Source organism: Sphingomonas populi (assembly GCF_004208535.1).
GTDB lineage: Bacteria > Pseudomonadota > Alphaproteobacteria > Sphingomonadales > Sphingomonadaceae > Sphingomonas > Sphingomonas populi.
The window spans coordinates 175550-188495 of the sequence record NZ_SGIS01000003.1; the positions used below are offsets into that span (position 1 = coordinate 175550).

At 67.7% G+C, this 12946-nt stretch carries 12 protein-coding genes; 3 read left to right on the forward strand and 9 right to left on the reverse strand.

What is annotated here, in order from left to right:
- Positions 1-12: 12 nt before the first annotated feature.
- The 9 genes from EWE75_RS03250 to EWE75_RS03290 are packed head-to-tail and all read right to left on the reverse strand — an operon-like array spanning position 13 to position 9965.
- Entirely contained in the window at positions 13-1305 is a 1293-nt protein-coding gene (locus EWE75_RS03250) for an amidase (protein ID WP_130155260.1), read from the reverse strand.
- Positions 1302-2675 carry a phenylacetate--CoA ligase family protein gene (locus tag EWE75_RS03255; protein WP_130155261.1) on the reverse strand — a complete coding sequence of 458 codons (1374 nt, stop codon included), beginning with the start codon at positions 2673-2675 and terminating at the stop codon, positions 1302-1304. The genes EWE75_RS03250 and EWE75_RS03255 overlap by 4 nt, the downstream gene beginning before the upstream one ends.
- On the reverse strand, positions 2675-3976 hold the full coding sequence (locus EWE75_RS03260; RefSeq protein WP_130155262.1) for an MmgE/PrpD family protein: 1302 nt from the start codon (positions 3974-3976) through the stop codon (positions 2675-2677). The genes EWE75_RS03255 and EWE75_RS03260 overlap by 1 nt, the downstream gene beginning before the upstream one ends.
- Positions 3973-5211, reverse strand: a complete 1239-nt coding sequence (locus EWE75_RS03265; RefSeq protein ID WP_130155263.1) for an MmgE/PrpD family protein — start codon at positions 5209-5211, stop codon at positions 3973-3975. The genes EWE75_RS03260 and EWE75_RS03265 overlap by 4 nt, the downstream gene beginning before the upstream one ends.
- The gene (locus EWE75_RS03270; protein WP_130155264.1) at positions 5204-6292 is read right to left on the reverse strand and encodes a CaiB/BaiF CoA transferase family protein; all 1089 of its coding nucleotides are present in this window, start codon (positions 6290-6292) and stop codon (positions 5204-5206) included. Before EWE75_RS03270 ends, EWE75_RS03265 begins: the two co-directional genes overlap by 8 nt.
- The gene (locus EWE75_RS03275; protein ID WP_130155265.1) at positions 6292-7479 is read right to left on the reverse strand and encodes a CaiB/BaiF CoA transferase family protein; all 1188 of its coding nucleotides are present in this window, start codon (positions 7477-7479) and stop codon (positions 6292-6294) included. The genes EWE75_RS03270 and EWE75_RS03275 overlap by 1 nt, the downstream gene beginning before the upstream one ends.
- Positions 7479-8651: an acyl-CoA dehydrogenase family protein gene (locus EWE75_RS03280; protein ID WP_130155266.1), complete on the reverse strand. Its 1173-nt coding sequence runs from the start codon at positions 8649-8651 to the stop codon at positions 7479-7481. The genes EWE75_RS03275 and EWE75_RS03280 overlap by 1 nt, the downstream gene beginning before the upstream one ends.
- Positions 8651-9160 carry a MaoC family dehydratase gene (locus EWE75_RS03285; protein WP_130155267.1) on the reverse strand — a complete coding sequence of 170 codons (510 nt, stop codon included), beginning with the start codon at positions 9158-9160 and terminating at the stop codon, positions 8651-8653. Before EWE75_RS03285 ends, EWE75_RS03280 begins: the two co-directional genes overlap by 1 nt.
- Complete coding sequence (locus tag EWE75_RS03290) at positions 9153-9965, reverse strand: HpcH/HpaI aldolase/citrate lyase family protein (protein WP_130155268.1); 813 nt, start codon at positions 9963-9965, stop codon at positions 9153-9155. Before EWE75_RS03290 ends, EWE75_RS03285 begins: the two co-directional genes overlap by 8 nt.
- Before the next feature lie 182 nt (positions 9966-10147).
- Here EWE75_RS03290 and EWE75_RS03295 point away from each other — a divergent pair, with 182 nt between their 5' ends.
- From EWE75_RS03295 to EWE75_RS03305, 3 genes are read left to right on the forward strand one after another with little or no spacing between them, the layout of a single operon-like run.
- Positions 10148-11389 (forward strand): MFS transporter, encoded by a 1242-nt coding sequence (locus tag EWE75_RS03295; RefSeq protein ID WP_206364662.1) that lies wholly within the window; start codon positions 10148-10150, stop codon positions 11387-11389.
- The gene (locus tag EWE75_RS03300) at positions 11389-12588 is read left to right on the forward strand and encodes a class I SAM-dependent methyltransferase (RefSeq protein ID WP_130155269.1); all 1200 of its coding nucleotides are present in this window, start codon (positions 11389-11391) and stop codon (positions 12586-12588) included. The genes EWE75_RS03295 and EWE75_RS03300 overlap by 1 nt, the downstream gene beginning before the upstream one ends.
- The gene (locus EWE75_RS03305; protein WP_231708188.1) at positions 12585-12941 is read left to right on the forward strand and encodes a hypothetical protein; all 357 of its coding nucleotides are present in this window, start codon (positions 12585-12587) and stop codon (positions 12939-12941) included. Before EWE75_RS03300 ends, EWE75_RS03305 begins: the two co-directional genes overlap by 4 nt.
- The last annotated feature ends 5 nt before the right edge of the window (positions 12942-12946 follow it).

A 12946-nucleotide genomic window follows, 5' to 3' on the forward strand; every position in this document is an offset into this window, starting at 1 on the left:
GGGCACGCTCCTTCAGGACAACAGGATGGGGGATGGAACGAAACCGGTGTCGATCCGGCGGGCGAGGCGCAGCAGCGCGCGGTCCGCACCCGACGCGCCAATCAACTGCACCGCGACGGGCATGCCGGCCGCGTCGGTGCCGGCGGGGACGACCAGCGCGGGCAGGCCGGCGACATTGGCCAGCGCGGTGAACATCGCCTGATTGGCGGGAGGGCGGTTCGTATGCGGAAACGCCGCCTGCGGCGCGGCGGGGGTCAGCAGCACGCCGTCTTCGCCGATCGCCGCCAGCAGCGTAGCGCGCGTGCGGGCCAGCACTGCAGCAGACCGTTCGGCGTCCGCGCGGGCGGCATAGTCTAGCAGGAAGCATAGTTCGGGCGACAGCCGGTCGCGCGGGGTATCGCCCAGATACACCTCCAGCTCCCGTGCGACGCTGACGAAACCCGCCGCCTGCACGCTACCGGGACTGTCGGACAAGGTGATCGTCTCAACCGGCAAGCCCAGCGCGGTGCACGCGCGGGCATGCGCGGTGGCGATAGCGGGTTCGCAGGGTTCAATCAGCGCAGCATCGGGCACGAACAACCGCGTCGGGTCACAGCCCTCACCCAGCCCCGGTGCGAGGACGTCGAGCAGCACCGCCAGATCACCGATCGAACGCGCCAGCGGGCCGATCGTATCGAGCGCGCGGCCCAGCGGGACAAGTCCGTCGTCCGGCACCTGCCCGTTGCTCGGCTTCAGACCATAGATGCCGGTATAGGCCGCCGGAATGCGTACCGATCCCATAGTGTCGGTGCCCAGAGCGACGGTGCATAGGCCCCCCGCCACCGCCGCACCGCTGCCGCCCGACGACCCGCCCGGCGTGCGACCCGTATCGTGCGGATTGGCCACCCGGCCGAAGAACGGATTGTCCGATGTCGCGCCCAACGCCGCTTCGTGCATGTTGAGCGTACCCAGCACGATCGCCCCCGCATCCCGGAGCCGCGCCACCGCAGCAGCATCGCGCCCGGCGATCACGCCGCGCCGCGCGCCCATGCCGGCGTTCCATTCCAGCCCCGCGACCGCCAGATTGGCTTTCACCGCCACCGGCACGCCTTCCAGCGCCCGTGCCGTGCCATCCCGCCAGCGCGCAGCACTTTCCGCTGCAGCCGCCTGCGCACCGGCCCGATCCAGCGCGATGAAGCTGCGCAGCGCCGGATCGATCCGTTCGATCCGCTCCAGATGGTGCGCCAGCACCGCCTGCGGGTCGGCACTGCCGGCGGCATAGGCCGCATGCAATCCCGCGATATCGATCCGGTGCCAGTCGTTCACTTGCCGCGCTCGTCGATCAACCGGATCGGCTTCTGCCGCACGTCGATCTGGGTGACGGCGGCGGTCTCGCCCGGCGCCACCAATGCGATCGCCACTTCGACGCCCAGGCCCTTGCGCAGCATCGTGCCCAGATCACCCGCATCGCTGCCGCCGCGCGTCTCCAGCGTCACCCGCATATCCTCGCGCCCGGTCGCGTCGCGGGTCAGGTGGCAGACATATTCGCCGGTCAGGTCGGCCCGGTTCTCGATCAGCACGCCGATCGCGTGCGGGAACACATTGATCCCGCGCAGCTTGACCATATTGTCGCTGCGGCCCTTGAACCCGGCGATCCGCTTGAACGCCATGCCGGTCGCATTGGTGCCGGTCAGCTCCTGCGTCACGTCATGGGTGTTAAAGCGGATGCAGGGGGCGATATCGTCCTTGAACAGGCAGGTGACGACCATGTCGCCCAGCCCGCCCGGCGCCACCGGCGCGCCACTGTCGACATCGAGCAGCTCCAGATATTGCGCGTCTTCCCAAACATACAGCCCGTCGCGTTCCGGCCCCTCTCCGGCGATCGCCCCGGTATCGCCGACACCGTACCAGTCGAACGCCTTGGCGCCGCCCCAGGCGCTTTCGATCGCGCTGCGATCATCTGAGCCGAGATGGCCGCAGATCATCTTGATGGCGATCCGATCCGCCAGCCCCTCGGCCCGCGCCACGTCCGACAGCTTGCGGATGTAATCGACAAAGCCGACCAGCGCGGTGACGCCGAAATCGGCCATCAGCGCCACCTGGGCCGTCGATCGCGTCTCGATCCCCGTACCGGCCGACAGGAACAAGGCGTTGGTGAAGTGGGTGACGGCCTCGCGCACATAATGGCCGCCGTTGATCATGCCATGACCATAGACCGACTGCACCACGTCGCGGTGGCCCATGCCCTGCCAGCGATACATGCGGCCGACGAGCAGGTTGGTCACCTCCCGCCCCTTCGGCCCGAACAGCAAAGGCTGGGGCCGCCCGGTGGTGCCCGACGTGGTGTGGAAGATCACCGGCGGCCGCGCCGGATCATCGGCCAGCCCGGCAAAGTCGCCGAACGGCGGATGCGCCGCCACCGATGCCATCAGGTCGCTCTTGTCGTACACCGGCAGCAGGACGATGTCCTCCAGGCTGCGGATATCGCCCGGCTCGATCCCCTTCGCGCCCCAGAGCCGTTGATAGAAGGGGATCTGCCACCCGCGCCGCATCAGCGTGAGAAAACGCTGGTTCTGCAGCGCGAACAGTTCATCGCGGCTCATGCCGGTATAGCGCGCAACAAAGGCGTCGCCGACCGGATAGTCCGCCAGCATCTGGCGCGCGTCGAAGGATTCGAAATAGCTCGGGGGCGTCATCATGGCTCCGGACAGGCGAAATAGCCGAGCGGATCGGTGAAGATCCGGGGATCGGCCTGGGGGGCAAGCTCGGCGGCAAGCGCCAGCTTCGCGCGGGTTTGCGTGGGGGTCATCGACGCATCGGGATGGCCCAGCGTGTTCGGGATGGCGCGTTCGATGGTGGTGCCGTCGGTCAACGTCACCACCATCCGTTGGGGGCCAAGCGCGTTGGGATCTGCATTGCCGTCCAGCGTGATCCGAACGCGCGCGGCCAGCGCCAGCACTGAGGGATCGTCCAGGCTTTCGGGGGTGAAGCGGCGAGGATCAATCCGCCCGTCCTGCAGCATTAGCGCCGTCAGCAGCGGCAGGCACAGCCGGGCATAGCCGGGCGCCATCCCCACCACCGGCGCGCGACCGACCAGCCGGGCGATCAGCGGCGGCGCGAACAGTTCGATCGTGTCGATCCGCTTCGCATCGATCGCGCCTTCGCCCAGCAGCGTATCGATCGCGGAAAGCAGGGCATGGCTGGCGCGCCCCGATGGCCAGGGCTTGATCGAACATTCGGCGATCCGCCACACCGATCCGGCCCGCGCGGTATAGCTGCCCAGATCGCCTTCATCGAACAGCTTGAGGTATCCGAACGGCCCCTCCAGCGCGCCGTGCGGGCCGCTCAGCCCGACCGCGACTAGGTCCACCGCAGCGATCGCGGCGCGGGCGGCATTGGCGACCTGCAACGGCAGAGCGATCGATCCTTCGACATGCGCCTGCATCGTGCCGGCAACCTGCGCGACGGCAAGGCCGAGCACATCGTCGAACCGCTCGATGCCCTCGATCCGCGCCACCGCCAGCGCAGCGCCGACCGTGCCGGCAGTTGCCGGGCGGAAGAAACGCAACGGCGTCCGCGCGATCAGGCCCAGCCCGCTCGCTACGTCGACGCCCACGGCAAGCGCCGAGAGCGCCGCCTCAGGATCGCATCCGCCCCGCCGCCCGATCGCCGCGAGCAGCGCGGCGGTGACGGTGGACAGCGCATGGACCACCGCCGGCTCGTGCAGCGCATCCCATTCGAGGCAATGGATCTGAAACGCGTTGACGAAGGCCGCGCCTGTCGCGGGCAGCTTCGCGGACATCCCGAGGATGCGGCAATCTTCGCCTGCGCCCCAACCCGCAGCCGCGGCGCGGACACCCTCGGCACCCGGCGCGCGCGCACCCGCTGCACCTACGGCCAGCGTATCGGCCAGCATCGCCAGCGCCGCCGCGCGGACCGGCGGCGGCAACCGGTGTTCGGCGCGGGCAAAGGCGATCAACTGGGCAGTGGCGCTCACAGCCACGCCTCCAGCCAGTCTAACAACGGCGTTGTGTCGTCGGCCTCCAGCGCAGCCGCAACGCCCGCCTCTGTGCCGGCAGCATCGATACCGCCCCACGCCATCAGCGTGCGCGCCTTCGCCACAATATCGGCCTCCGCCATCGGCCGCTCGGGATCGCCGAAGGTGTCGGTCCGCAGCACCGATCCGGCCGCGCTCGTCACCCGCGCGCCGAAATGCTTGGGATAGGCGGCGGTCAGCGCCGGTTCCTCAAAGACCCGCACCAGCGCCCGCTCCGGCGCGAGCGCAGCAATCGCCTCCGGCTCGAAATCGGCGAGCTGCGGCACGCCCCGCGCCATCACGATCGCGATGGCATGTTGCAGCGAGAATTTGGCCTGCACCACTGATTGCGGGTCGGGCCGGTCGCAAAAGGTCAGCGCATCGCGATAGGCGGCGACGGTGATCTCGCCGGTGAGCTTGCCCTCGCGCTTCAGCGACAGCGCGGCATCGATCGCTGGATGAGCATGGCGGCAGGCACCCCAAGGCTTGAAGCTGACCTCTTCGATCCGCCAGCCCTCGCCCAACACCATCGGGCGAGGTGCTCGGCAGGCCGCCGCGTACAGCCCCTGCGGCCCTTCCAATATCTGGCGCGGTCCCCGCGCACCGTGGCGGGTATGATGCGCCGCCGATATCCCGGTCGCACGGGCGTGGGCAAGGTGCCATTGCTTGCCGTCCCCGGGCGCGTGCCGCATCTGCCACAGCCCGCCCGTCACTGATCCCGCCAGCCCCAGCGCGTCCGCAGTCGCGCCAGCGTCCAGATCGAGCAAAGACGCCGCCGCCGCCGCCGCACCGAAGCTCCCCGCGGTGGCTGTGGGGTGCCAAAAAGCGTAATGATGCGCGTCCAGCGTCGCCGCCACCGCCACCATCGCCTCATAGCCGCGCACGCCGGCATCCAGGCAGGCATCCATGCTCGCACCGGCCCTGAGCGCAGCCGGCCAGATCACCGGGCCGGGATGAACGATGCCGGTGCGATGGATGTCGTCCATTTCCAGCAAATTGCCCAGCCATGTCGCCCGCTCGATCGCACTGCCGCCCCCGCGCCGCTGCAGCGCCGCCGTATCCGACCGGCGCGCACCGGCCACGCAGCCCAGCCAATCGAGCAGGTGCAGCCGCGCCCGCTGCCGCATCGCCAGCGGCACCGACCGGCGCAGATGCGCGGCCAGTTGCTCGGTCAGGCTGGCGGCCGGTTCAACCATGCGCGTCCAGTTCCGGCGCGGGCACGGGTGCCCAGTCGGGCTGGCTGGCAAAGCGGATCGCGGGGGCAATCTGATGGGCGCCGTCCGCCTCAACGACCAATCGCCGCTCGGCGATTTCCGGCGCCGTCATCGCCTCGCGCAGATCGAGCACCGGCGCATAGGCAACGTCGATCGCCGCCATGAACGCCGTCCATTCGTCCTGCGTTCGCATCGCAAAGGTTTCGCGCAAGAAAGCAATTAGCGGCGCCTGTGCTTCGCCCGCCGGTGCCGCAGCCATCACGATCAGGTCTTCGCGCCCCAATGCCCCCAGCAACGCCGCAGCGAATTTCGGCTCGCGTCCAGCCAGCGCGACATGGCGCCCATCGCTGGTCGCATAGACGTTGTAAAACGCCGCCCCGCCCAACGAGCGCTGGCTGGCCGAGCGCGGCGCGTCCCCGCCATGGATCGCGTCGCCCACCACATGCGCGCACCACGGCAGCAGCGCGTCGAACATCGCAACATCAATATGATCGCCCCGTCCGCTCTTCTCGCGCCCGATCAGCGCCATCAGCACCGCCGACAGGCCGGTCAGCCCCGCCGCCATATCGGTCGACGGCACCCCCGGCACCACCGGCGCCCCATCCGGCCCGTCGTTCAGCGACAGGAACCCGGCGAGCGCCTGCACCGCCATATCATGCGCCGGGTGATGCGCCCGCGCGCCGCTCTGGCCAAAGGCGGAGATCGAGCAATAGACGATCTGCGGATTGCGCGCCGCCACCGCCGCATAGCCAAAGCCCAGCCGCTGCATCACGCCGGGGCGGAACCCCTCGACGAACACATCCGCATCGTCGATCAGCGCCCATAAAGCCTCGCGCCCGGCATCGCTTTTCAGGTCGAGCGCCACGCTCTGCTTCCCGCGATTGGTGTTGCGGAACCAGATCGACTGGCCGCCCTCGAACGGCTCCAGCCCGCGCGCCGGATCGCCCGCCAGCGGCTCGACCTTGATCACCTCCGCCCCCTGATCGGCGAGCATCAGCGTCAGCATCGGCCCCGGCAGGAACTGCGACAGATCGACGACGCGAAGACCCTCAAGCTTGCCCATCAGAGCACGGCCCCGGCGCGCAAGGACGCGATCTCCGCCGCATCGTAGCCCGCTTCGGCCAGCACCGCATCGGTGTCCCCGCCGAGCAGCGGCGCAGCGCGTGCGGGCAGCCGATCGCCGTCCAGCCGGATCGGATTGGCGAGCACGCGCAGATCCGCGCGATCGGCATGCGCCACCGTGTCGATCATCGCGGTTTCGGCCAAGAACGGGTTATCGAGAGCCCCTGCCAGATCATAGACCGGCGCCACCGGCACCGCCCCCCCCAGCCGATCGACCCACTCCGCCACGGTAGCGGTCTCGAACCGCGCCTCCAGCAGCTCGGTCAGCACCTCCCGGTTCGCCAGCCGTGCCTTGGGGCTGGCGAAGCGCGGGTCTTCAGCCAGTTCCGCGCACCCCATCGTCTCGATCAGCCGCAGCCAGAATTTCGGCATCTGCGCCATCACGAACAGCCAGCCGTCGCTCGCCCGGAACAACTGGCTCGGCACCACCGAAGGATGCGCCGATCGTGGCGCCCGCCCGGTCACATCGCCTTCGTTCAGATACCAGGTCGCCGGATAGCTGGTCTGGTGAATCGCGGTGGAGAGCAGGTCGACATCCACGTCACGCCCCTCGCCGGTCTTCGTCGCATCCAGCAACGCCGCCAGCAGGCCGACACACATCATGCTGCCGGTCATGAAATCGACCATCGACAGGCCAAAGCGCACCGGCGGCCCGTCCGGCTCGCCGGTCATCGACAGATAGCCCGCCTCGGCCTGCATCAGATAATCATAGCCGGGCCATTTGGCGCGGCTGTTGTCGCGTCCATAGGCAGACAGATGCGCGCACACGATCGCCGGGTTCGCCGCCGCCAGCCTGGCATAGGTCAGCCCCAGCCGTTCGGGCAGGTCGCCGCGCAGATTGTTGGCGACGGCATCTGCCCCCGCCGCCAGCCGGTGCAGCACCGCCTGCCCCTCTGCACAATCAATGTCGAGCGTCAGCGACCGCTTGTTGAGGTTGAAGGTCTGGAAGAACAGGCTTTCCTTCTCGCGCAGGAAATGCGGCCCCACCGAACGCGCGGTATCGCCCGCGCCCGGCGTTTCGATCTTGATTACCTCCGCACCCAATTGGGCGAGCAGCATCGTGCCGTACGGCCCGGCGCCATATTGCTCGACCGAAAGGATCCGGACCCCGGCAAGCGGCAGGCGCATCAGGCGGGGTTCCGCTTCAGCCACTGCTTGGCGATGATCATGCGCTGCATTTCGTTGGTGCCTTCGCCGATGCACATCAGCAGCGCGTCGCGATAGTAACGCTCGATTTCATATTCCTTGGAGTAGGAATAGCCGCCGAAGATCCGCATAGCCTCTTCGGCATTGCGCACCGCCGCTTCGGACGCGAAATACTTCGCCATCCCGGCTTCCATGTCGCAGCGCTCGCCACGGTCATAGGCCTGCGCCGCCTGCTCGACGAGCAGCCGCGACGCCTCCGCCCGCGTCACCATCTCGCCCAGTTTCAACTGGATCGCCTGGTGCTGGGCGATCGGCTTGCCCATCGTCTTGCGGATCTGGGCATATTCGGTCGCCAGCCGCAGTGCGCCCAGCGCCAGCCCGACGCCGCGCGCTGCGACGTTGATCCGGCCCAGCTCCAGCCCGCCGGTCGCCTGGAAAAAGCCTTCGCCCTCCACGCCGCCGATCAGGTTCGCCGCCGGCACGCGATAGTCGATGAAGTTCAGCTCGGCGCTATCGATCGCCTTATAGCCCAGCTTCTCGAACTTCTTGCTGACCTCGAACCCAGGCCCCTTGGGCACGATGAAGAAGCTCATGCCCTTGTATCGCGGCTCGGCGGTGGGATCGGTCTTCACCAGCATCGCAAAGCAACTGCCTTGGACGCCGTTGGTGATCCAGGTCTTGGTGCCGTTGATCACATAGTCATCGCCATCGCGCACCGCCAAGGTGCGGATGCCCTGCAGATCGGTGCCCGCATCCGGCTCGGTCAGCGCCAGCCCGCCGCGGATTTCGCCGCTCGCGAATTTGGGCAGCCATTCCTGCTTTTGCGCCTCGGTGCCAAAGCGTTCGACGGCGGCGGCCATGATCAGGTGCGAATTGACGATGCCGGTGATCGCCATCCAATAGGAAGCGATGCGCGCGATGATCCGGGCATAGGTCGTAGCGGGCAGGCCCAGCCCGCCATATTCCTGGCCGATCGTCGCGCCGAACAGGCCCATTTCCTTCATCTGTTCGACCAGTGCGGCCGGCCAGATATCGCCGTGGTCATGGTACATGACGACGGGCCGCACTTCGCGCTCGATCCACAGGTCGATGGCATCTAACAGCGCCGCTTCGTCGGCAGGATCGATGGTGCGGATGTGATGGGTGCCGCTCATCAGTCGTTCACCGAGCCGAAGCCGCGCTTCCAGATCAACATGGTGCGGTTGAAGGTGCAGACCACTTCGCCGTGCTGGTTCCTGCCCGTCGTTCGCACGGTCACGATCCCCTGTTCGGGGCGCGATGCGGACTCGCGCTTTTCCAGCACTTCGCTTTCCGCATACAGCGTGTCGCCGCAGAAAACGGGGTTGGTCAGCCGAATATTGTCCCAGCCCAGATTGGCCACGGCCTTCTGGCTGACGTCGGAAACGCTCATCCCCACCATCAGCGCGACGGTGAACGGCGAACAGACCAGAGGCTTGCCGAACTCGGTTTTCTTCGCGAATTCATAATCGAAATGCGCCGGATGCGTGTTCATCGTCAGCAACGTGAACCACACATTGTCGGCATCGGTGATCGTCCGTCCCGGGCGATGTTCGTAGATATGGCCGACTACGAAATCCTCATAGGATCGACCGAAAGTTTCCCGAAACCGCCCGGGGGCGACCTCGATCACACCGTCACGCATGTGCTTGCTCCGCTTGGCTCAGGATTCGGAAATACCGGCGCATGATCGGAGCCTCGAGCATGCGCCCCTTGTGGCGAACGGCCGCGCCGCCGGCCGCAGCAAACGCCGCCGCCGCCGCTTGCGCGTCCGCGATTTCTTGGGGTGTGGGGGCGAGGCCAGCGCGGATTGTCGCGATCTGCGCCGGATGGATCGCCGCCTTTGCCGCAAAGCCCAGCGCGCGGGCGCGGCGGGTTTCGTCGGCAAGGCCGGCAGCGTCGTCGAGATGGAGGAACGGCACGTCGATCGCGGGCACCCCGGCTTCGGCACAGGCGAGCACGAACTGGCCGCGCGCCGTGAACAGCGGCTCCCACGCCAGCGCCACGCCCAACTCACCGGCCAGATCGCCGCCGCCGAACATCGCCGCAGCCACACCGGGCGCGCTGGCGATGGCGTGCGCGCGGCGCAGCCCCTTCGGCGTTTCGATCAGCGGCACGATCGGCGGGCAAGAATCGCCCAGCGCGCCCCGCACCACTTCGATCGCCTCGGCGCTCTCTACCTTGGGCACCAGCAGCAGCGCGGGCATCGTGCCGGCAGCGGCAAGCGCGACCAGATCCTCCAGCCCTGCCCGCGTCGTCACGCCATTGATGCGCAGCGACAGGCCGGGCGTAGCAGGATCAGACAGCGCGGCGATCGCTGCCGCGCGGGCCGCTGCCTTGTCGGCTGGCGGCACGGCATCTTCCAGATCGACACACACCGCGTCGGCACCGCTCGCCAATGCCTTGGCAAAGCGATCGGGCCGTCCACCGGGCACGAACAACAGGGTCATCAGGCGTTCGACGGACACGGGTTTCAGAGCTTCCTCGCTTTTGCAGTGCGGGTCTGTGCGGGCAGCGGTGGCAGCCGGTCCATGCGGAGATCGCGGGATCGCCGCCTGCCGGACAAAATCGAATGTACGCTGGCACGCTCGCCCCTGCGGCATAGCGTGTGGCCCAATCGATAGGGGAAACCATGCACGCACCCGCGCCACGTTCGGAATTCCGCCTGGGCACCAAACCGCTGATCGCGGCGTTGCTCGGCGTCACCTGCGGCGCCTCGCCTCTGCCGTTCAACGTGCTGCCGCTGATGATCGGGCCGATCCACGCCGAACTGGGCTGGAGCTTCGCGCTGATCAGTGCGGGCGTCACGGTGTTCGGGGTGGTCGCGGCACTGATGGCGCCACTCTTTGGCGCGGCGGCGGATCGGATCGGGGTCCGGCGCGTCGCCTTATGGTCGCTCGCCGCCTTTGGCCTTGGCTTCGGCGCCTTCTATTTCCTGCCGACCCATCCCGTCGGCTATATCGCGTGCTGGGCCGCGCTGGGCCTGGTCGCGATCGGGTCCACGCCGGTTTCCTGGAGCCGGGCAATCAGCATGTGGTTCGATCGCCAGCGTGGGCTTGCCCTGGCAATCATGTTGATGGGCACCAGCCTTGCCGCATTGGTCGTGCCCCAGATCGCCGAGCGCGCGATCGAGTGGGGTGGCTGGCGGGCCGGGTTTCCGGCGCTGGCGGTGCTGCCCCTGCTGGTCGCGCTCCCCGTCGCGCTGCTCTGGTTCCGCGAACCCCGGCACGACGAATGCCCGCCCGGCGTCACCGATGCTTCGGGCGCCGTCTGGGGTCTCACCCTGCGTCAGGCGGTGCGCAGCTATCGCTTCTGGGTGCTGATCGCATCCATTCTGTTCATCGCCTTCGCCTATGGCGGCGCGCACATTCACATGGTGCAGATCGTCGCGCTGCACGGCTTCCCGCCCAAGGTGGCGGCTGGCGTGATGGGGCTGGTGGCGATCGGCATCCTGTCCGGTCGGTTGATCGTCGGATTCCTGTTCGATCGGCTCTGGGCGCCCGGCGTCGCCTTTCCCGCGCTGCTGCTGCCCGCCTTCGCCTGCATGTTGCTGATGGGCACCGGCACGTCGCTCACTTGGCTGATGATCGCCGGCTACCTGCTCGGCGTGGCTGCGGGCACGGAGGCGGACGTGATCGCGTTCCTCACCGCCAAATATTTCGGGATGGCGCATTTCGGCCGGATCTACGGCATGCTCTACATGCCGTTCGGGGTGGGTTCGGCGATTTCGCCCATCCTCTATGGCGCGGTGCGCGATGCGACTGGCCGCTATGATGCGATGCTGATGGCGGCGATGCTGTTGTTCGGGGTCGGCGGCGCCCTCCTGCTCACCCTCGGCCGCTACCCGCGCATCGCCGAACACGGGGTAAAGTGATGAAGCAAGACGTTCCCCCGCCCTATACCGCCGTCACCCAGCACGCGATGTTCCCCAAGCCCAGCCATGACGAGGCGGCGCGCTACAATTTCCTGGCGAACTTCAACAAGCACATGTCGGGCACGCTCGGCGCCGGCAACAAGCTGGCCTATGAAACGCGCGTGCTGCCCGCCTTCCGCGCCGAACAGGGCCGAGATCCGCAGGACCGGTTCGAGGTCCGCCACGCGATGAACCGCGATCCCTGGCACCGGCTCTGGTCCGCCTGCCGCCGCAATGCGATGGAGATGCGCCAGCAGAACGGGCGCTCGATCGTGCTGCGCCAACTCGACGAACTGGATGCACTGGCCCAGCACTTCAACGCCGGTCGCGACACGCTGGCGCTGAACCCGGACGTAGCCGTGCCGCGCTATCAGGCCGCCGTCGACATCCACTGCATGCCCGGCAGCTACCACGGCGAGGAACGCCCCGGCGACGTCTCCGCCGGCGCCAATTACGACAGCGGCCTGTTCGCCACCACCGGCGGCCAACTCGGCGCACTCAACGATGGCGGGGGGCAGGCGCTGGTCGAATGGATCCGGCGCGAGCGGCCCGACTGGAGCCCGCGCCGCATCCTCGATCTGGGCGCCACCATCGGCCACAATATCGTGCCGCTGGCGCAAGCCTTTCCCGATGCGGAGGTGATCGCGATCGACACCGCCGCGCCGGTTCTCCGCTATGGCCATGCCCGCGCGCAGGCTTTGGGCGTCCACAACATCCGCTTCGTCCAGATGGATGCCGAGCATATGGGCGCCTTCCCCGACGGCCATTTCGATTGGGTGCAGACGACGATGTACCTGCACGAACTGTCAGGCAAATCACTCCCCGCGATCATCCGCGAAGGCGTTCGCGTGCTCGCCCCCGGCGGGCTGATGTTCCATCTGGAGCAGCCGCAATATAGCGACGACATGCCGCTCTATGAGCAGTTCCTGCGTGACTGGGACGCGTTCAACAACAACGAACCCTTCTGGTCGGCGATGCACGCGCTCGACTTGAAGCAGATCATGGCAGAGGCTGGCCTTCCCCGCGACTGCCAGTTCGTCACCGGCGTGCGCGCCGTCGCGGATCGCAGCATCTTCCCGGACGCGCCCGCCCCGGACGAAGAGGATTATGGCCGCACCGCCAAGTGGAACGCCTATGGCGCATGGAAGCCCGCAGCATGACCGAGATCGACTGGATCGCCCGCGCCGGCACCCGCGCCAAGGGCAAACGCCCTGATTTCCTGGGCGACCCCATCGCGGAGCGGATGCTGTCGATCCTGCTGGCGGTGGCGGGCGAAGTGTCGGTGCTCAAGGAACGGCTCGACACGGTCGAACGGCTGCTGGAGACAAACGGCACGATCCGCCGCGAGGACATCGAAGCCTATACGCCCGATGCCGACGCCGCCTATGCGCGCAGCGTGCTGACCAAGGAATATGTCGCCCGCATCTTGCGCGGGATGCAGCAGGATATGGAATCGATGCAAGCGGCCGAAAAGCCGCTTGCCGATATCAGCGCCGACCTCCGCGATAGCTGAGCAGC

Coding starts and splice junctions, on each gene's coding strand:
- EWE75_RS03255 (WP_130155261.1), bottom strand. CDS start 2,675: ATGACGCCCCCGAGCTATTTCGAATCCTTCGACGCGCGCCAGATGCTG.
- EWE75_RS03265 (WP_130155263.1), bottom strand. CDS start 5,211: ATGGTTGAACCGGCCGCCAGCCTGACCGAGCAACTGGCCGCGCATCTG.
- EWE75_RS03270 (WP_130155264.1), bottom strand. CDS start 6,292: ATGGGCAAGCTTGAGGGTCTTCGCGTCGTCGATCTGTCGCAGTTCCTG.
- EWE75_RS03275 (WP_130155265.1), bottom strand. CDS start 7,479: ATGCGCCTGCCGCTTGCCGGGGTCCGGATCCTTTCGGTCGAGCAATAT.
- EWE75_RS03280 (WP_130155266.1), bottom strand. CDS start 8,651: ATGAGCGGCACCCATCACATCCGCACCATCGATCCTGCCGACGAAGCG.
- EWE75_RS03285 (WP_130155267.1), bottom strand. CDS start 9,160: ATGCGTGACGGTGTGATCGAGGTCGCCCCCGGGCGGTTTCGGGAAACT.
- EWE75_RS03290 (WP_130155268.1), bottom strand. CDS start 9,965: ATGACCCTGTTGTTCGTGCCCGGTGGACGGCCCGATCGCTTTGCCAAG.
- EWE75_RS03295 (WP_206364662.1), top strand. CDS start 10,148: ATGCACGCACCCGCGCCACGTTCGGAATTCCGCCTGGGCACCAAACCG.
- EWE75_RS03300 (WP_130155269.1), top strand. CDS start 11,389: ATGAAGCAAGACGTTCCCCCGCCCTATACCGCCGTCACCCAGCACGCG.
- EWE75_RS03305 (WP_231708188.1), top strand. CDS start 12,585: ATGACCGAGATCGACTGGATCGCCCGCGCCGGCACCCGCGCCAAGGGC.